21 protein-coding genes are annotated in these 19285 nt (G+C 58.3%); 8 read left to right on the forward strand and 13 right to left on the reverse strand.

Annotated elements, in window-relative coordinates:
* Positions 1–2: 2 nt before the first annotated feature.
* The 8 genes from H567_RS30285 to H567_RS22460 form a co-directional block, all read right to left on the reverse strand.
* Positions 3–491, reverse strand: coding sequence for an RNA recognition motif domain-containing protein (locus H567_RS30285; RefSeq protein ID WP_084516722.1), 489 nt, complete (start codon positions 489–491; stop codon positions 3–5).
* A 591-nt stretch (positions 492–1082) separates the two neighbouring features.
* Positions 1083–2183, reverse strand: coding sequence for an ABC transporter ATP-binding protein (locus H567_RS22455; protein ID WP_051184374.1), 1101 nt, complete (start codon positions 2181–2183; stop codon positions 1083–1085).
* A 114-nt stretch (positions 2184–2297) separates the two neighbouring features.
* On the reverse strand, positions 2298–3047 hold the full coding sequence (locus H567_RS0101475) for an ABC transporter permease (RefSeq protein ID WP_028320033.1): 750 nt from the start codon (positions 3045–3047) through the stop codon (positions 2298–2300).
* Between the two features lie 14 nt (positions 3048–3061).
* Positions 3062–4093 carry an ABC transporter substrate-binding protein gene (locus H567_RS0101480; protein ID WP_051184375.1) on the reverse strand — a complete coding sequence of 344 codons (1032 nt, stop codon included), beginning with the start codon at positions 4091–4093 and terminating at the stop codon, positions 3062–3064.
* 415 nt (positions 4094–4508) lie between these two features.
* On the reverse strand, positions 4509–5237 hold the full coding sequence (locus H567_RS27680) for a winged helix-turn-helix transcriptional regulator (protein WP_161626537.1): 729 nt from the start codon (positions 5235–5237) through the stop codon (positions 4509–4511).
* 71 nt (positions 5238–5308) lie between these two features.
* Positions 5309–6640, reverse strand: coding sequence for a YihY/virulence factor BrkB family protein (locus H567_RS0101495; protein WP_028320036.1), 1332 nt, complete (start codon positions 6638–6640; stop codon positions 5309–5311).
* 48 nt (positions 6641–6688) lie between these two features.
* Positions 6689–7144, reverse strand: coding sequence for a thioredoxin TrxC (gene trxC, locus H567_RS0101500; RefSeq protein ID WP_028320037.1), 456 nt, complete (start codon positions 7142–7144; stop codon positions 6689–6691).
* Between the two features lie 32 nt (positions 7145–7176).
* Positions 7177–7488: an AF1514 family protein gene (locus tag H567_RS22460; protein WP_051184376.1), complete on the reverse strand. Its 312-nt coding sequence runs from the start codon at positions 7486–7488 to the stop codon at positions 7177–7179.
* 416 nt (positions 7489–7904) lie between these two features.
* Between H567_RS22460 and rplU the strand changes: the two genes are divergently transcribed.
* The 8 genes from rplU (at position 7905) to H567_RS26820 (ending at position 14728) form a co-directional block, all read left to right on the forward strand.
* Entirely contained in the window at positions 7905–8213 is a 309-nt protein-coding gene (gene rplU, locus H567_RS0101510) for a 50S ribosomal protein L21 (RefSeq protein ID WP_028320038.1), read from the forward strand.
* Between the two features lie 217 nt (positions 8214–8430).
* A complete protein-coding gene (gene rpmA / locus H567_RS0101515) occupies positions 8431–8685 on the forward strand; it encodes a 50S ribosomal protein L27 (RefSeq protein ID WP_028320039.1) in 255 nt (84 codons plus the stop codon).
* A 36-nt stretch (positions 8686–8721) separates the two neighbouring features.
* On the forward strand, positions 8722–9789 hold the full coding sequence (gene obgE, locus H567_RS22465) for a GTPase ObgE (RefSeq protein WP_084516725.1): 1068 nt from the start codon (positions 8722–8724) through the stop codon (positions 9787–9789).
* Complete coding sequence (proB, locus tag H567_RS0101525) at positions 9789–10985, forward strand: glutamate 5-kinase (protein WP_051184377.1); 1197 nt, start codon at positions 9789–9791, stop codon at positions 10983–10985. Before obgE ends, proB begins: the two co-directional genes overlap by 1 nt.
* Positions 10967–12223 carry a glutamate-5-semialdehyde dehydrogenase gene (locus tag H567_RS0101530; RefSeq protein WP_028320041.1) on the forward strand — a complete coding sequence of 419 codons (1257 nt, stop codon included), beginning with the start codon at positions 10967–10969 and terminating at the stop codon, positions 12221–12223. The genes proB and H567_RS0101530 overlap by 19 nt, the downstream gene beginning before the upstream one ends.
* A 75-nt stretch (positions 12224–12298) precedes the next feature.
* Positions 12299–12955: a nicotinate-nucleotide adenylyltransferase gene (nadD, locus tag H567_RS0101535; RefSeq protein WP_028320042.1), complete on the forward strand. Its 657-nt coding sequence runs from the start codon at positions 12299–12301 to the stop codon at positions 12953–12955.
* On the forward strand, positions 12942–13301 hold the full coding sequence (rsfS, locus tag H567_RS0101540) for a ribosome silencing factor (RefSeq protein WP_028320043.1): 360 nt from the start codon (positions 12942–12944) through the stop codon (positions 13299–13301). The genes nadD and rsfS overlap by 14 nt, the downstream gene beginning before the upstream one ends.
* Positions 13302–13312: 11 nt before the next feature.
* Positions 13313–14728, forward strand: a complete 1416-nt coding sequence (locus H567_RS26820) for a M48 family metallopeptidase (protein ID WP_153306004.1) — start codon at positions 13313–13315, stop codon at positions 14726–14728.
* A 131-nt stretch (positions 14729–14859) separates the two neighbouring features.
* On the opposite strand, the gene H567_RS0101550 is transcribed toward H567_RS26820, so the two are convergent.
* The 5 genes from H567_RS0101550 to secF form a co-directional block, all read right to left on the reverse strand.
* Complete coding sequence (locus tag H567_RS0101550; protein WP_208598307.1) at positions 14860–15591, reverse strand: AAA family ATPase; 732 nt, start codon at positions 15589–15591, stop codon at positions 14860–14862.
* 51 nt (positions 15592–15642) lie between these two features.
* On the reverse strand, positions 15643–15963 hold the full coding sequence (locus H567_RS0101555; RefSeq protein ID WP_028320045.1) for a cupin domain-containing protein: 321 nt from the start codon (positions 15961–15963) through the stop codon (positions 15643–15645).
* Between the two features lie 17 nt (positions 15964–15980).
* Positions 15981–16415 (reverse strand): 8-oxo-dGTP diphosphatase MutT, encoded by a 435-nt coding sequence (mutT, locus tag H567_RS0101560; protein WP_208598308.1) that lies wholly within the window; start codon positions 16413–16415, stop codon positions 15981–15983.
* A complete protein-coding gene (locus H567_RS0101565; RefSeq protein ID WP_161626538.1) occupies positions 16396–18147 on the reverse strand; it encodes a tetratricopeptide repeat protein in 1752 nt (583 codons plus the stop codon). Before H567_RS0101565 ends, mutT begins: the two co-directional genes overlap by 20 nt.
* A gap of 70 nt (positions 18148–18217) precedes the next feature.
* Positions 18218–19285: a protein translocase subunit SecF gene (secF, locus tag H567_RS0101570; RefSeq protein ID WP_028320048.1), complete on the reverse strand. Its 1068-nt coding sequence runs from the start codon at positions 19283–19285 to the stop codon at positions 18218–18220.

Below are 19285 nucleotides of genomic sequence, written 5' to 3' on the forward strand. Positions count from 1 at the left end.
GGCTAGCCCCTGCGTAAAGCCGCTTGGCTGTAGCGTTTGTCGCGGCTGCTGCGCTGTCCGCCGACGGTCAACACGGGTTCCCGGCGGCCGATGTGGCTGTGAAAATTTCCGCCGGAGGTTCTCCCGGGGGTGGACCGCTCGACGGTCCGGACGCGTTCGAACGCTTCGTGAACGCGTAGCTTCCGGTATTCGAAAGGCGCCCCGTCAAGGGCTTTTATAGCCGCATCTGCTGCATCGGATTCCATTTCCACGAAACCGAACCCTCGGATCCTACCTGTCACCGGATCGGTCAGAAGCTTTACGGAATGCACCTCCCCGAATTGGGAGAAGACTTTGTGTACCTTTTCTTCCGATGCGCTGAACGGCAGGTTTCCTACGTAGATCTTTTTCACGTTGAGATTATACTCCTTTGAATGCTGAATCGTTCGAATCAATCGTATGCGATAACCCCTGCCGGAGGCGATCCACAGGATCTTCCCGGCGATGCGCATAGAGCCCTTCAATAAACCTGTGTCAAAGGCAGGTTGACCGGTCAGGTCGGGCGAAGAATGCTTCCTGGGCGTAACGATCGGTGAAGCGGTCTTCTTCTTCTTGCTGACACAACCCCCCCTCGAATCTGCCTGGTTTGCAGATCATCCGGGGTGCTTCGGAATCCGTTTTAGGGAAGGATAGAAACGCGGCCACGGAATGGCGGGCGCTGAGACTCCGATCTTCCTGAAGACAATTCCTGCATGTTTGAGCCCGCCTTAAGGCTTCGGCTCAATTACCGTAACGGAATTAATATTGTTGCAATTTATTTCATAATAAATACTCCGAAAGCAAAGTGCAAGCGGTTTCGGAAAAAATAGCCGATGAAACTTCAGGCTGGCGGTGCGTGGTCTGCTTGGGGTGGCCGGCAGGTCTTTTTTTCTGAATCGCGGGTGATCTTTTGCGCCCACCCGATTGAGCGCGGCTCACCGGGAGTTTCTATTTTACGGGGCTGGCCTGGGGAACCGCCTTTGTAAAACCTTGTACCGAACCTCAAGGTGCGGTTTCCCGGGGGATGAAACGGCCGGTAAAAAACGGGTCGCACAGCCGGGTGTCTAATCGCTCAGGGTCTGAATCCACCGCAGCTTCAAGATCATGTGGACCACCGAGCCCCGGGCTAGACGGAGCATTTCGCATACGTTGAGCGGCAGCTCGGCAAGGATGGTCTGGCCGCGGACATCCAGAGCCAGTCTCACGGTGGAACCATCGCGCCGCAGGTTTCGAACCTCGCCCTGGAACCGGTTGATGTGAGGACCGGCTGGTGCTTCGATAGACACATAGATATGCTCCGGCAGGATGACGATCTTGCGGATCGGGCCCCCTTCATAGGGGACGAAAACCGGCAGTTCGCCACAGTAGGCTATGGCGAGCCCGTTCTCGACGATGCGGCTCGACTGGCACTCGAGGATGTTTGGCTCTCCGATGAACCGGCGGACGCGGTCGTCGGCAGGTGCGAAAAAGATCTCTTCGGGAGTGCCCGTCTGCAGCAGGCGGCCGTTGTCGATCAAGGCGATGCGGTCGGCCATCTCCGCGGCTTCAGTCAGGTTGTGGGTCACGAAGAGCGTAGTGCAGCCGAGTTCACGCTGCAGGCGCTTGAAATCCGTCCGCATGTATTTGGCAGATCTCAGATCCATGCTGGCGAGGGGTTCATCCATGAGGAGAATATCCGGACGGGTCGCGACCGCCCTGGCCAGAGCGACTCTTTGCCTTTCACCGCCGCTCAGGTCGCGGGGGTATCGATCGGCAAGATGAGCGATATGGACCATCTGAAGGAGGAGGTGCACCTTTTCGAGGAGGTTGTTTCTCTTGCAGGTTCCGCGCATCCTCAGGCCGTAAGCGATGTTGGATTTTACATCCATATGGGGGAAGAGCGCCAGTTCCTGAAAAAGATACCCGATGTTCCGCTTTTCGGGGTGAAGGGTGTCGACCGCTTTCCCGTCGAACAAAACCGTGCCTTCGTAATCGATCAGACCGGCGATGACATTGAGAAGCGTACTCTTTCCGGCACCGTTTCTTCCCAGGAGGATCATGAATTCGCCGTCGTCGATGGTGAACGAAACGTCTTTCAGAACAAAATTATTCACGGATCGCAGTTCGATTCGCGGCAAAACGGCTCCTTTCTCCGGCTCCTGCAGCACCGGGACCGGCCCAGGCATCGAGTCCTCCAAAGTCCTGGTGTTCAGCCCGGGAATCTCTGGATTGGAACTTCTGTCGGCGGACACGCAGGAGGCCGGCAGGGCGATAAAGATCCTTTCCGGATGAAATACGCCTCAGGACCATCTTCCGGTGGCCTTTCTTTCGAGAAACAGGAAGATCCGTTCGAAACAAAAACACATCAGGGAAAGGACCATCAGGCAGACAATGACGATGTCCAGGCGGACAAGGCTTTCGGCCCTCATCAGCAGCGCTCCGATTCCAGTCGGAATAGCCACCATCTCGGCAGCGATGATCACGCGCCAGGCCATGCCGGACTCCAGGCGAAGACCGGTGAAGATGTTCGGGAGCGCCAGGGGGATGAGGATGGTCGTAAGGACCTTGAGGTCCGACGCTCCGAGGGTCCTGGCGGCTCTGATGAGATCCCTGTCGACGGAGCGGATCCCTGTTTGGGTATTGTAAACCATGGGGAAGAAAGAACACATGAAGATGATGGCGATGGGAAGTATCTCCCCGATCCCGAACCAGAGCATGAAAACAGGCAGCCACCCGAGCGCCGGTATGGGATAGATCAGGCTCATGACGGGGTGCAGCGTGCGGTGCGCAGCCGCCTTCCAACCCATCAGGATTCCCATGAACAAACCTGCCGCAGAGCCAGTCACGAACCCGATAATCACCCGGAAGAGGCTGCGGAGGAAGTGCCGGGGCAGGACCCCGCTTTCAAGAAGTCTCCAGCCTTCGCTGATCACCGTTGAAAAAGGCGGTAGAAGCGCGGGATTCTCGATAAAGAGGCGGGCGGAGAGTTCCCAGAGGCCGAGGAAGACAAGGACCGGCAGGAAGGACCAATGAAAGGTGATGCGTTGCATCCGGCGCCTCTTGTTCAACGGTCGATCGCCAGAATCTGATCCGCCTCGAAGCGCTGCCGGATATATCCGAGATTGGCCAGGTAATCGATGGTTTTCTGAACCTGCTCAGGATCGATGCGGGTGGTGCAGACGAGGCGCTCGGTCAGAGACCGCTGCAGGGCCTGAGGGGTTGCATCCAGGACGGGGTTTTGTTCGATCTCCTTGACCGGGAAGATCCGGTTGCCTGTGATGCGCAGGGCCTTGGCGAGGATTTGGGCGGCGGCCTCCGGGTTCCGGTTGATCCACTCTGTGGACCGCTCCGTTACTTCTACGAGGCGTAGCACCGATCGGGGATTGCGCTCGAGGAACCGCTCTGTCACGATCAGGACGCTCCCTTGCATGTCCGGCCAAAGGTCCTGGGCCGTCAAAAGAATCGGAAACCCCGCCGATTCAGCCATGCTGGGGTACTGTTCGGGCATCACCGCGGCATCGAGGTGCCCCATCCTGAGGGCCAGAAGCTGCTTGGGCGGGCTCATCCGCCGAATGTTCTCCGCCACCTTCTGCTGATTCAGCCGATAGACGTCGACCGCCTTTTGGAGGAGGGCATCGGTCGGGCTGCCCTCCCGGGCGCAGCCGATCCGGATCCCGGGCTTCTGAAGGTCGGCGGGTGATGTTATCCGTTCGGGGTTGCAGGACACGGCGTAGCCGTATCGGTGGGTGCCTGCGACGATCTTCAAGGGGACCTTCGCGTTGGCGAAGGCGCAAATCGCAGGGATCAGGCAGATGTAAGCGGCATCGATTTCTCCGCGTGTCAGGGCCGCTGAAAGCGCCATCCCGGTTACGTAACTGTCAAAGGATTCAATAGGGACCTCAGCCTCTCCGTACCATCCTTTCTCCTCGGCAACATAGGCGCAGGCTGCATGGGAGCAGAATTCCACCGCAAGAACGATGGCTTTTTCCGCCGGCATGGGGTCGTGTGCAGGGGCCTCGGCGCCCGCCTCGCCGACACATGCCGAGAAGACCGACGTCAAAGCGACGAATAGGCTGAAGAGTGTTGTTCGAGCCATACTCGAAACCTCTCTTGTTGATTTCCGGCCTGGAAACTAACTCGTTCTAAACGCTTTATTTCCGGATGGACATTGCTTATTGAATGTAATATTTCAATATGAAATAGCTTGTCAAGAAAATTGCGCCTGCTTCACGCAACTCAAAATCCTGTCAGATTGCCTTGCTTCCATCCGGAAATGCAGCTTTGGACACGAAACGGTTTCCAGGCGGGAAATGAGGTTTTTTCCTTGCTCGCTTCGTGTGCCGGGACCCACCGCTTCGCGGCGGGTCCCGGTTTGTCAAAGTCGTTAAAAGCAACCGGTTGCGCGAAAACGTACGGATGGCACGCTGCACAGGCAAGCGCGCAGACTGACGCAGAGATGACCAAAAAGACCATTTCCGGACGCTGAAAGCGGCGCCGAAACAACGCGGGGGTTACGTCGCCATTTCGGTACGCCGGGGCGCCTCCAGCTCGATCTCATTCTTCAGATCGGTGATCTGCTGCTTGAGCCTCTCGAGTTCACTGCATTTCTGTTCATAGAGATGCTGGGCCATCCGATATTTCTCTTCCAGCCCCTCGGGAGTGAGGACGTAAAGGTAGTTGGTCTTGGTCTGAGACGCCTCGGCGCGGTCAATCTTGAGGAAGCCTTTGGTGGCTAGGTCTTCCTGACGGTAAAGGTTCCGCGGAATACGCAACGGATTGACCTTGACCAGTTTTTTTTGGATCAGTTCGGATAGGCAGGCGTTGGTTTTACCAAGACTGATCCCCATTTGTTTGGCGATGTCGCGCTGGGTCAGGTCCAAGTCGCCGCTCAGAATGGTGAGCATTTGATGATACGTCTCAATCCGTCTTTTCGTGCGCATGGTGGATCCGCTTTGAGTGAGGGTGTAGGCATTCAAACCAATACGGTCCGAGAGGTCGAAAGACCATGTTAATGATACGGGGAGGGAGCCTTTGCCTCCTCTTTCGGTCCGTCGCTTTTGGAGGCGGCCGGGACCGGCCGCCTCCGCTGCCGCCGGCGCGCAAAGCCGGCCGGGGGCCTCTTCTTGGCGGCACAGGAAGAACCGCGCATCCATATGGACTAATTTTTCACAAGCATTACATAACACAATTCTTCGGGCGGATGAAATATTTTCTGCTCCGATCCGGAGCGACTCAGGCAAAAGGCCTTTTTCATAAGACTACACGGTTTTCGGTCAGCGGGTCAAAAGTAAATTTCCGTTCCGGGTGCAGCCTAGAGGTGTTTCAGCAGGACATCCGCATCGGATTTTTCGACGAGATCCCGAAAGCTTTTCAGGATGGACCGGATTCGCAGCGTATCCGGGGATTCGGACACTGGAAGATCCCTGGCTCCGTTGTCTTCCAGTCGGTTGAGGACATAGCTTACCGTCAGAATTTCCGGATCCCGGGCGGGCAGATAAGTGGGCGCGCTTTTCTGATCTCCGAAGCGCTCCGCAATCAGGTCGGCCTCGAGCAGGTCACCGAGCACCTCTTGGACACAGCGCATCGGGGTTTCGAGTTTCAGGGCGATCCGCTGCATGTTCCAACGCTTGTCATGTGTCGGGAAGTGTTTGACCAGGGTGTGCATAATCGCCAGGGCCAGGAGTTTGCGGAAGGCAATGGGCATTCGGCGGCAGTCCGGACCGAATTCGGAGTTCTTGACATGCTGATGGGCATAGGCGATTTCGGCGCCCAGGAGAACCAGTATCCAGCTGATCTGCAGCCAGAACAAGAAGAGGGGAAGGGCGGCGAAACTGCCGTAAATGGCATTGTATTTGGCTACGTTGATCTGAAAGGTGATGTAGATCCATTGAAAGATCTGATAGAAGGCCGCCCCGAGGAATCCGCCGAAAGCCGCGGAGCCCGTTTTGACGCGGGTGTTCGGGAGGAAAGCGTACAGGAAAGCGAAAAGGAACCAGATGACGACGAACGGCAACAGGCGAAGCGTTTTGAAGATGAAGGGGCTTACAGGACCGAGGAGGGTGATATGTTCGGCGAGTATTCGGATCTGGCTTTCGATGAAGACCGTCAGTGCGCTGGCGATGACGAAGAGTAGAGGGCAGATGAGCATCAAAGAAAGGTAATCGCTCACCTTGCGTCCGAAAGACCGCCCCGAGGGCAGGCTCCAGATGGTGTTGAAGGCGGCCTCGATGTTCGAAATCATCTTGATGATGGCCCAGAAGAGGAAGAGCAGGCCTATGCCGGCGATGAGCCCCCCTTGGGTCGTCTCGATCAGTGCGTGGGAGAAGTTGATCGCGCGCTCGAGGACATCCTCCTGGCCTTCGAGGTGCTGCATGAGCTGGTTGCGCAAGGCAGCCTCGAAGCCGAAGCCCTTGGCGATGCCGAAGACCACCGCCAGGATCGGTACGATGCTGAGCAGGGAATAAAAGGTCAGGGCGGATGCTCGCAGCTGGCAGCCGTCCTTGAGAAAACCGTCCGCCGACAGTACGACCATGCGTACCAGCCTCAGCAGCAGGGCGCGTGTTCTCGTCAGGTCTGTCTCCCTGATACGCCAGAGGTTGTCACGATAGTACTGGATCGTTTTCAGGAACGGAAATGCGCGCATGGGATACCCGGCTCCTTTGACCGGCTGTGTGAACCTGCTGTGGGACGGCTATGGCAGAAAGGGCCGGATGCGCGCCTCCAGTTCAGCCTTGGGCAGAGCCCCGACCATCTGATCGACGACCTGGCCGCTGCGGAAAAGAAGCAGTGTCGGGATGCTCCTGATGCCGAACCGGGACGACGTCATGGGGTTCTCGTCTACGTTGAGTTTGGCGATTCTGATCTTCCCGGCGTATTCCCGGGCAAGGGCCTCCAGGATCGGCGCAATCGTCCGGCAGGGCCCGCACCAGGGTGCCCAGCAATCGAGAAGGACTGGCAGAGAATATCCGAGGACGTCAGCCTCGAACGATCGATCCGTTACGGCAAGGGGTCGATGACTGGACTGCAGCGCCTCGGACAGCCGGCTGCGGCACTTTCCGCACACGGGATTCAGGTCCAGCTTGGCGGCGGGAACACGGTTCTTCGTTCCGCATTTCGGACATCGAATCACAATAGAGTCGGAATCCATCGCGTTGCCTCTACGAAATTGAGAACGGATGTTCAGAGGGCCTTCCCCGCGTCGTGATAAATGAAGACAAAGGCCCGGCGATTGATGTCGACGCTCAGATCGGCGCCGCGGGATTCAGCGTAGATCACCCAGGACGGCTTATCTTCGCCGCAGCATTCCACCTGAGGAGAAAAGCGGCCGGTATCCCGCTCATACCAGGCAAGGAGCATCGGCTCGGAAAGCACCTCCTGTGCCTTTTGGTCGGCGAGGAGCCTCGCTGTCTTCAAGTCGCGGGGGCTGTCCTCGAGATCGAGGCTCATGCGGTTGGGGAGCATTTCATGCGTCAACGCTCGACAGGATTCCATGGCTCGTTCTCCTTTCTGCGGGCAACGGAGCCCGCGCCGCACAAGAAAAAGTGCAGCTTGATGCCGAGAGGGGCAAAAACACTATTGCCGGATCGTCTTAGACTATTATAAGTGGGTGTGTCGACCGATGTCAAATCGAGGAACTTGGGAGCCTCCTCAGTTCAGTTTTTGCCCTTGACTTGTCGCCAAGAGGAAGCTATCATTCCAAATTCACCAGTTTCCATGCAAAGATCTCTTTCAGGGCCGGCGGATGGCGGTCAGTAAAAGGGGGAATTTGCCTGGGATCCGGACGGCCGAGGTTCAGCCGGACGGCAGCACGCCTTCGGGAGCACAGGGAATGGTGCGGATCGATCCTGGGGGCCGGCCGTCGAGACCGTTTGCGGATGGAAACGCAATATACTTGAGGAGCAGGGGTCATGTACGCAGTCATTAAGACGGGTGGAAAACAATACAAGGTAGCCGCGGGTGACGAGCTGAGATGCGAGAAGCTCCCTGGGGCGGTGGGCGACACGGTGGTTTTCGAGGACGTTCTTTTGCGCGCTGATGGCGATGCGGTCGTCCTCGGGCAGCCTGTCGTCGAGAACGCCAAGGTGATCGGCCGTATCAAGGGCCAGGGTCAAGCCAAGAAGATCTTGGTTTTCAAATACAAAAGGCGCAAGAATATCCGCAAACTTCGGGGGCATCGCCAGGCCTTCAGCCTGGTCCGTATAGAGAGTATCGAGTGATTGGGGTGGTGATTTTTTCGAGATGGGTTGCATCCCGAAATGATTCACCGGTACAAACGAGTTTCCAATCCGGAACAGAGGGTTTTTGGCCGATCTTAAGCGAATCGAGCTTTTGCGCTGAGGCGACCCGGTGGTTGCCGCACAGGCAGGCGTGCAGGTTGACGCGGAGATTGGCTGAAAGGTCCATTTCCGGACAGGATCGAGACAGAGGGATAAAATGGCGCATAAGAAAGCAGGCGGCAGTTCGCGCAATGGTCGCGACAGTGCCGGGCAGCGGTTCGGCATCAAGCGGTACGGTGGTCAGCAGGTGAAAGCGGGCAATATCCTGGTCCGGCAGAAGGGGACAAAGATCCACCCGGGCAGAAACGTGGGCCTCGGGAGGGATTACACGCTTTTTGCCCTGGTCGATGGTGTGGTCGCTTACGAGCGTTTTGGCAAGACCCGCAAGAAGGTCAGCATCGCGACGGTCTGATGGACCGCCCGTCCCATCCCGCCTGAGAGATGGAAGATGGATTTTCTGGACGAAGTGGTCATTACGGTCAGGTCAGGAGATGGGGGTGGGGGTTGCGTCAGTTTCAGACGGGAAAAGTACATCCCCAAAGGAGGCCCTGACGGCGGCGACGGCGGGGACGGCGGCGATGTCATCCTGTCGGCCGACAAAACCTGTCACAGCCTGTCGGATTACCGGTCCCGGAGATCCTTCAAGGCGGGGAGCGGCTCGCCGGGCGGGGGCAATCAATGCACCGGCAGAAACGGCGAAGATCTGATCCTTCCGGTGCCTTTGGGGACCATCGTTGAAAATGCTGTGACAGGCGACTTCATTGTCGATCTCGTGCGGGCCGGAGAGCGGTATCTGCTGCTTCCGGGTGGTCAGGGCGGGAAAGGCAATCGCCATTTCGCCACCGCTACGAACCGGACCCCGCGTATGGCCCAGCCGGGCATTCCCGGCGTCGAACTCAAGATAAGACTTTCTCTCAAACTGCTCGCCCACATCGGCCTGGTGGGGCTCCCCAACGCGGGGAAGTCCACGCTGCTCGCCTCTTTGACCATGGCGCGTCCCAAAATCGGAGACTACCCCTTCACGACCCTGATCCCCAATCTTGGAGTGCTCGATCTCGACGACGACCACTCCGTCACCCTTGCCGATGTGCCTGGTTTGATCGAGGGTGCGAGCGAAGGCCGCGGGCTTGGACTCCGGTTCCTGAAGCATATCGAGCGAACGGGCGTGCTCTTTCACCTCCTTGACGCCGCGGGCCGTACGGCTGAAGGCGTCCTGGAAGATTATCGCCGGATCCGCAATGAATTGGAGGCCTACAGCCCCGCCCTGGCCGAGAAGCCCCAGGTCGTGCTCCTGAACAAGTTGGATCTGCTGGATGACGGGAATGGAAAGGTGGCCCGGATCGGGCGGGCCCTGGAAGAGGAAGGGGTGCCCTGGATCGGTTTGTCGGCGCTGAAGGGGCAGGGCATCCAGGATCTGAAGCGGTTGATCCTCGTCAACTGGGATGTCTGGGGGCTGGAATGCCTCGATTCCCGGGAGGCGGATCCTTCCTGTACGAATCCGGAGGTGGATGGTTGATGCCTGAATTGCAGACGGGGGCTGTGAAGACTGTTGGCCGGGAGGCCTTGCTGAGAGGGATTCGGAGGATCGTCGTCAAGGTCGGCAGCGGTGTGCTGACAGCCGCCGACGGGTTGAACCGGGCTGTTATCGAGAGCATCACAGACGATATTGCGGATCTCCGGCGGAGCAAGATCGAGATCATCCTGGTTTCGTCCGGGGCCATTGCCTCCGGGCTCAGGAAGGTCGGCCTCAAGAGGCGCCCGGAGTCGGTTTCCCAGCAGCAGGCCCTGGCCGCGGTGGGCCAGAGCAGTCTGATGCGTGCCTACGAAGAGGCCTTCGGCAGGCATCGCCAGAAAGTGGCGCAGATCCTGGTCACGCGGGATGACCTGACGCATCGACGCCGCTATCTCAACGCACGAAACACGCTGTTGACCCTGCTTTCCTGGAAGATCGTGCCGATCATCAATGAAAATGACACCGTGGTCGTGGATGAGATCAAGTTCGGTGACAACGACAACCTGAGCGCCATGATCACCTGCCTTTCGGAGGCTGGCCTGCTGGTCAATCTGACCAATCTGGACGGCTTGTTCGACAAGGACCCACGGATTCACCCGGACGCGCGCCTGATTCATACGATCGACAAGGTGGATCGACGCGTTTCGGGATACGCGAGCACGATTCCGGGTTTCCTGGGAAAGGGTGGCATGGCCAGCAAGGTCAAGGCGGCGCAGAAAGTGGCGCTGCTGGGCGTGCCGACCGTCATCGCCAATGGGTTCAAGCCGGGTGTCCTGAAGCGGGTCCTGAAAGGGGAGCAGGAAGGGACGCTTTTCATGCCGCGCCCGGTGTCCCTCTGCCACCGGAAGCACTGGATCGCTTTCACCAAATCGCCCCGGGGACAAATCGTGGTCGACAATGGGGCGGAGAGGGCGCTCCTGGAAAATGGCAAAAGTCTTCTGCCTTCGGGTATCAAAGAGGTGGTGGGGCGTTTCAGCCTGGGTGATGCCGTCCTGATCGTGAGCGAAGAAGGAGAGGATCTTGCTGTGGGAATGGTCAATTACCACAGCGGCGACCTCAAAAAGATCATGGGTGTCAAGACATCCGGGATAGAAGCCATCCTCGGTTTCAAACACGAAGACGAAGTCGTGCATCGCGACAATCTAGTCTTGGCGCGCCAGTTGGACGAAGGAGATGATCTATGTCAGTGGAGGGGATGATCCGCACGATGGCCGATGAGGCCGGGAGGGCTGCCCGGGCGCTGCGCAGCATAGGCCGGGCCGATAAGGACGCCGCCTTGAACCGAATGGCGGGGCTGCTGCGCCGGTATTCGGACCGGATAAGCGAGGAAAACGCGCAAGATGTCGCCCGGGCGCGTGAAGCGGGTCTTTCAGCGGCCATGATCGACCGGCTGACCTTGACCGGCCCCACGATAGAAGGCATGGCGCAGGGACTCGAGGAGGTCGCGGGACTTCCGGATCCGGTCGGTATGGTCACCGGCATGTGGCGCCGGCCGAATGGGCTTCTGGTCGGACGCGTGCGTATTCCCATCGGGGTCATCGGGTTCATCTATGAATCGAGGCCCAATGTGACGGTGGATGCCGCAGCGCTTTGTCTGAAATCCGGAAACGCGGTCATCCTCAAAGGCGGGTCCGAGGCGATTCAGTCCAATATGGTCCTCGCTGAGATCCTGGCCGAGGCCTTGCGGGAAACAGGGCTCCCGGAAAAGGCCGTTCAGGTGGTGCCTACGACGGACCGCGAGGCGGTGTCGATCCTGATCGGGCTCGATGAAGACGTGGACCTGATCATTCCGCGCGGGGGGGAGGGTTTGATCCGGTTCGTGGCCGATCACTCGAAGATCCCCGTTCTCAAGCACTACAAAGGGGTTTGCCATGTCTACGTGGACCAAGACGCCGAGATCCCCATGGCGGAGGAGATCTGTTACAACGCGAAAGTGCAGCGTCCGGGCGTCTGCAATGCGATGGAGACCCTTCTCGTACACGAAGGGATCGCGGGGAGATTCCTCCCCGCAATGATCGAGCGGTTTGAAAAGGCCGGCGTTGAGATCAGGGGTTGCGAGCGCACCCGGTCGATCGCGCCGCAGGTCAGGGCGGCGGTCGCCGAGGACTGGCCGGCGGAGTTTTTGGACCTGATCCTGGCGGTGAAGGTAGTGGGGGACCTCGAAGAGGCCCTGGATCATATCGAGCGCTACGGCTCGAAACACACCGAAACGATCGTGACGAACGATTACGCGCGCGCCCAGCGTTTCCTCGGCGAGGTCGACTCCTCCGTCGTGCTGGTGAACGCGTCGACCCGTTTCAACGACGGGAATCAGTTGGGGCTGGGGGCGGAGATCGGGATCAACACGTCCAAACTGCACGCCTTCGGCCCGATGGGCCTCGAAGAACTGACGACCACGAAGTTCATCGTTTACGGCAGCGGTCAGGTCAGAAGCTGACCCGTCCGGCCGCGGGCGGTAAGCCGGAAAGAAAGGGTTTGCAGGATAGGACTCGACGGCGAAAAAGAGGATGCCTTGAGAGTCGGCTTGCTGGGTGGAACCTTCGATCCGATTCATCTCGGCCATTTGCGCGGTGCCGAGGAGGTCAGAGAACATCTGGATCTGGCCAAGGTATACCTCATTCCCGCCGCCGTGCCTCCTCACAAGACCCGGGAACCGATTACGCCCTTTGCGCATCGATATGAGATGGCGCGTCTGGGCGTCTCCTCGTCTCCGTATCTCGAGGCATCCGATCTCGAGGGAAGGCGGCCCGGCCCTTCCTATTCCATAGAAACGCTGAAAAATTGCCAGGCGATGTTCGGCCCGCGGGCAGACATCTTTTTTATCCTGGGTATGGATGCCTTTCTGGAGATTTACACCTGGAAGGCCTATCTCGAATTGTTCGAACGGGCGCATTTCGTTGTCATCGGCCGGGAAGGCACCGAATTGGAAGAGCCCGCGGCGTTCCTGCGATCGCTCGGCGTCGCAGGCATCACTGAGAATGAACGGGGATTTTTCACGTCGCACTCCGGCAAATCGATCCGCTTTCTGGAAACGACACGGATGGACATATCCGCCTCGCGGATCAGGCGGTTGTGCCGGGAGAGGAGATCTGTGCGTTTTCTGATCCCCGAGCCCGTAAGAGAATACATCGAGAGGACGGGGCTTTATAGAGACCATGGATACGCTTGAAAAAGCACGGAAATGCGCCGGCTATCTTCTGGAAAGGAAGGCATTGAATCCGGTTCTTTTTGAGGTCGGGAAACTGACGTCGTTGACGGATTATTTTCTGATCGCGAGCGGCGGCAGTTCCAGGCAGGTCCAGGCGCTCAGCCGGCATTTGCAGCGCAGGATGCGGGAGGCCGGGTTCCGGCCTTACGGCATTGAGGGAGAGCAGGAGGGGCAGTGGATCCTGCTTGACTTCGGGGATATCGTGGTCCATCTTTTCTATGAACCGGTGCGCACGTTTTACGATCTTGAAGGGCTATGGGTCGAGGCCCCGCGCATTCCCATCGAGAATGACCCGCCGCCGGATTGATCGGAGGTTTCATGCGCAGGATCATGGCCGTTTTCACCCTGCTGGTGGTTTTTGTGACGACAGGTCTCGGCCCGAAATGGCCGTGCTGCGCTGGTCCCGCCTGGGCCCTTTCGGTGGATGAAGAGCAGGAGATCGGCCGTGAGTTCATGGCCCAGATCAAGGAATACTTCACCTTCCTCGAAGATGATTTTGCCAATCGATACCTCAACGGCCTTGGACGATACCTGGTCGAGCAGGTCGAGACCCAGCCTTTCCCCTTCCATTTTTACGTCATCAAAGACCCCACGCTGAACGCTTTTGCAGCCCCGGGCGGACAGATATTCATCTTTTCGGGGCTCATCGGCGCCCTCGATCAGGTCGATGAACTGGCTGCCGTGATCTGCCATGAAATCGGGCATGTTACAGCCCGTCATCTGGCCAAGCGCATCGAGCAGAACAAGAAGATCGGTCTGATTACGATGGCCGGTATCCTCGCGGGCGCGCTGCTGGGTGGTACAGCCGCCGAGGCGCTGATCGCCGGGTCCATGGCGGCCGGTATCCAGGCGCAGCTGCACTACAGCCGGGAAGACGAGCGGCAGGCCGACCAGCTCGGGTTCAAATACATGTCGGACAGCGGCTTCGACCCGCACGGTATGGAGGAAACCCTCAAAGAGATTGCCAAAGGCAATTGGCTGGGGTCGGATAAGATCCCCGCCTACCTGTTGACCCACCCGACCGGGCCGGAACGGATGGCGAACCTCGAGACCCTGCTGAGCGGTTACGCGGGGCAGACCCTATCGCCCGAGGCCGAACAGTTTCGAAAGGTCTATCCGCTCTTCAGGACCGTCGTGATGGCCCGCAGCATAGATAACACGCAGGCGGAACGGCTGTTTCGAGCCGATCTGGACAAAGATCCATCCGACCCTCTTCCGTACGTAGGGTTGGGGATCCTCGCATTGGGAAAAAGAGACTACCCCACGGCGATCGATTTCATAGAAAAGGCCTTGGTGCGCGGAAGGGATTATCGTTTGCCTCTGCTGACCTATCTCGGGCAGGCCTACCAGCTGAGTGGACGCGACCAGGACGCGGTGCGCACGCTGAAAGAATCCCTGTCGGAGCTGGGTGAAAACAGCACGGCGCTCTACTACTTGGGGCTTTCCTACCTGAATCTGGGGCAATACACCCAGTCAGTCGAAATTTTCGAACGTCTTGCCGTGTCGCCTGCGGCGAAGGACGATGTGTATTATCACCTGGGGATTGCCTATGGGCGTTTGAATCGGCTGGCTGAGGCGCACTACAATTTTGGATTGTATTTTAGCAGGTTGAATCAGACGGACAAGGCGCGGTTCCATTTCGAGAAAGCGAAGGAGCTTTCGGCGGGTCATGGTGTCCTTGCTCAAAAAATAAGTCTTCAGCTTCAGGAACTTGAGAAGGCCGAGCATCGTTGACCCCGGCGATCACAGCAGATGATCCCCACCGGCCTTGGGCCTAGACTGAGGATGAATGAAATGGCGCTCCTGGCGGCCGTCCATAGGGACGTGATTTGAAAGAGGCTTGCAGGCGAAGACCGCCCGAACGGCTATTCGAAATCTTTCAGAAAAGCGGTTGGATCCTGAAGAAAATCCTTGTAGAAGCGGTAGGATTTTGTCTGTTGATACGCGATTTCCTTGATGGGGGCATGATCGCAGCTCAGAATCTGGGCCTTCGGATAACTTAGGAGAATGGGCGAATGCGTGGCGATGATGAACTGCGTCGCCGGCCGGGCGAGGGCCCGATGGAGGATGAAGATGAATTGGAGCTGGTTGCGGGGCGAAAGCGCCGCCTCCGGCTCATCGAGCAGATAGAGGCCCGGGAGGCGGCAGCGGTGTTCGAAGAACGAAAGAAACGCCTCCCCATGCGATTGCTGGTGCAGCGAACGTCCGCCGTAATAGTCCAGAAGATTTCTGTCCGTGAGGCTCATATCGTCGATAAAGGCTGCAAAGTTGAAGAAGCTTTCGGCCCTGAAGAAAAACCCCTTCACGATCCCCCCCCATTCCCACGTCCCCTCCATGCTGAGAAAGTGATGCAGCGATTTGCTGAAGGGGTTCCGGTGTGCGGTGTGTGATTTTTCGCCTCCCCAGACCGTCAGGCCGTAGCTGCGCGCAACGGCTTCGAGCAGAGTCGATTTGCCGCTTCCGTTGTCCCCGACGAAGAACACCGCGCGATCCCGCAGATCGAGGCGATCGGTGCCGCTCAAGGCCGGAACATTGAATGGATAGGATTCCCTTCTGGGGAACCGGCGGTGCAGAATGGTGATGGTGTCCACGTACACGCGGTGCCTGCTTTCTCCGTATCCCATTCGGGTTGGGCGAAAAGATCGCCTTCAGGGAAGATAGTCTTCCCTCACCGGTGAAAAGACCTCCACAACGACGGCATCCGTAAGGACCTCGGCCTCATGGGGGACATCCTTGTGGATGCACCAGCTGTCACCCGGCCCGGCCTCGAAGGAATCATTCCCCGCCCTCAGGACGATCCGGCCGCTGACCACGTATCCGGTCTGCTCGTAAGGATGGTGGTGCAGGGGGAGTTTCTTTCCGCCTTCGACCTTGAATTCGCAAAGGATCGTCAATTCACCGTACACCAATGTTTTCATCCGGATGCCGTCGGTCAGCGTCCGATACCCGTCCTCGCTTCTGTGAACCATCAAGGCGGTTTCCCTCCTTATTTGAAGATGTTCATAAGGATGTCGATGACCTTCAAGTCCGGTGGCGGGAATGGAAGCGCCCCCAGTTCCTGAACGGTCACCCACCTGATCGCCTGTCCCTGGCGTGCTATGGGCCTTCCTTCCTCTCGGGTGCACAGGAAGAAATGGAGCGTGACGCTTTTGGAGGCATAGGCGTGATCGATGGTTGCAAGAGGACGCCCCAACCTTACACGAATGCCGAGCTCCTCCATCATCTCGCGCCTCAGGCAGGCCTCCGGAGTTTCCCCGTCCTCCTGCTTCCCTCCCGGGAATTCCCACAGCCCCTCCAGGTGGGTGCCTTCGGGCCGGCGGGTGATGAGGATCTTCCCCCGCTCCGAGAGGATCCCGGCAGACACATCGTAATGGGGCTTGCGTCCATTCATCGGGAACGTGTCAAGAGTCCGGTGAAGCATCCAGGTTTCCAAGCCGCAGGCGGAGGAAGGCCTCGGAGGCTTCCTGGTGCTGAGGGATTCGTTGGAGGACTTGCCGGTAGGCCTCCATGGCCCCCTTCGCATCCTGATGCTTCTCGCGCAATCGTGCAAGGTTCAGCCAGAGTTCGGGGTTTTCTGGATCGAGTTCGAGAATACCCTCCAGGGTGCTCATGGCTCGATCCTCTCTTCCGAGCTCGAGGTAGGCCACCAGCAGATATTGGCGCAGGGCCTTTTCCTTTGGGTTGGCCTCAACAGCCGGTTCGAAAGTCTTGACGATGCCCTGATAATCCTTCCGGTCGTGCAGGTTTTCGAAGAGGTACGTATAAGCGGCCATATGGTCGGGCTGGAGGCGTATCAGGCTTCGAGCGGCATTCACGGCCTGCGTGACGTTCTCCATACGGCGGTGAAGGTCGAAGAGGATGGTCAGGGCCGAAACATCTTCGGGACGGCGTTCAGCATAGGCGGTCAGATGGTTGGCAGCTTCTTCGAGCCGTCCGTTCTGGTACTCGAGCGCCCCCAGGTTGAAGAGCACCGTATCATTTTGGGGATCGTTCGCTGCAATACGGCGGTAAATTTCCGCCAGTGCCTGTTCGTCCTCCAACTTTTCAAGGACCTGGGCCATCAGCAGCAGCCCTTCCTGATCCATCGGGCCGGCAGCCAGCACCTCTTCCAGCCAGCGCCGCGCCTCCTTCCATTGCCCCTGTTCGATCAGATGAAGGCTGAGTTTGAGGCGGCCATCCCGATCCGCCGCATTCAGCTGCAGCGCCTTCTTCAGATAATCAAAGGATGCTTCCTCCAGCCCGAGCTGCTCATGGAGATAGGCGAGGTTGTAATAGAGATTCGGGTCATCGGGTTGGTGGCGGGCGATTTGCAGATAATGGTGGACGGCCGCCTGGTGCCGCCCGGCCTCGGCATGGATGAGGGCCAACCTCGAATGGATCGGCAGTGCTTCCTCCTCCGGTATCAGTCCAAGGAGGGTTTCATAACAGCGGACGGCCTCTTCCGTCCGTCCGCCGTCGTCCAGTTCCTCAGCGAGTTCCCGAAGCGTTGAGATATCTTCCGGATCCCGTTTGGTGACCTCTTTGAGGATCCGGATCACCGCCTCCGAATCACCGGCGGCGGCATAGAGGTCGCGGATTTCTTTGAGAACGGCCGGATCGCGAGTCTCCTTATGCAAGAGTTCCATCGTTTCACCGGCCTTCCGCCATTGGGCCATGCCCTTGTAGGTTTCGGCGAGAAGCTGCAAAAGCTTCCTTTCGTTCGGGTGGAAACCCAGGGCCTTTTGGAGGATGGATGCCCGCTCTTCGAGCGAAATGGTCCGCACGGCCTTGTCGGCCCAGTCCTCGAGGAAGGGTCTGATGTTCAGGTTGATAGAACCGATCGTGTCATTGCGGTACTTGACGGAGACCCCGATACGATAATGGTCGAAAATATCTCGATCGGGCAGCAGGGAGGCCAGAGGCATCTCTTCGAAGCGCAAAGCATTGATGTCGAAATCAGGGCTGACCAGGCGGAGATCATGGTTGAAAGGGATGTTGGTTGCGATTTCCAAGATCTTCACCCGGTCTCCGGGATGCAGGAAGAGGGTCTCGCCAGCGGCGACCCGCCTCTGCTCCTGATCGACCTGCACCACGAGGGCATGGAATTCGGCGCCGCGTTCGAAAAAACTGTGCCAGAAATACAAGCCTGCACCGCCGCCCCCCAAGACGAGCAAGAACATTATCCAGAAAAGGGGCCGGGCAAGGAGAGGTTTCTTTTTCCGTGTCTTGACCAAAGGGCCGCTCTCATTTCGACTGGACCTGCGCTCCTTTGGTTTTTCCTCTTGCCCGGCCTTCCCAGAGGAGCAGAACCGGGCTGGCGACGAAGATGGAAGAATAGGTTCCCACCCCGATCCCCACCAGGAGCGCAAAGGCGAAGTCATGGATGACACCGCCGCCCAGGATGAACAGCGCGACGACCACGACCAGGGTGGTGGAAGAGGTCAGAATGGTGCGGCTAAGGGTTTCATTGATGCTGGTGTTGATGGTTTCGCCTAAAGGCCGGCGCTTGAAACGGCGCAGATTCTCTCGGATACGGTCGAAGACGATGATCGTATCGTTCAGCGAGTAGCCGGCGATGGTCAGGATGGCGGCGATGATGGCCAGGGAGATCTCCCGATCCGTCAAGGCGAATGCCCCTATCGTGATGGCGACGTCGTGGATCAGGGCGATGATCGCTCCAAGCGCATATTTCAAGTTCATGAACCAGCACATGCCAAGACTGACGAGCAGGGCCAGGATGATCAGCCAGGTGACGCTCACCCCGAAGATCGATGCGACATAGACGATGAAGATCAAGGTGACGGCCATGACCCCGCTCATCAACCACTTCAGCTCGAATCGGCCGGAAATGTAAATGGCGATGATGAGGATCGTGTAGAAGAGGGCAAACAGGGCCTTCTGCCGGAGGTCTTCCCCGACCTTCGGCCCGACCATCTCCACACGGCGGATGTCGGCAGGCGTTCCGAATTGGGCCTCCAGGGCGGATTGGACCTTTTCGCTCAAGCCGCTCAAGTCCAGATCCATTTTGCGCACACGGATGAGATATTCCAGTTCGGCCTCCTCGCCGAACTCCTGTACTACGCTGTCCTGCAACCCCAAGGATTCCAAGGCGGTCTTGATCTCCGCCGGCGTCCGTTTCTGATCGAGTTTGACCTGGATGAGGAGGCCGCCCGAGAAGTCGACGCCGTAGTTGGGGCCGCCCCGCCAGACCAGGAGGGCGATTGTGGCAGCGATCATGAACAAAGAAAACACGTACGCGATTTTACGCCTTCCAATGAAATCGATGTGGGTTCCCGGCTTGATGAATTCCAT

Origin of the sequence: Desulfatiglans anilini DSM 4660 (genome assembly GCF_000422285.1) — a bacterium.
GTDB lineage: Bacteria > Desulfobacterota > DSM-4660 > Desulfatiglandales > Desulfatiglandaceae > Desulfatiglans > Desulfatiglans anilini.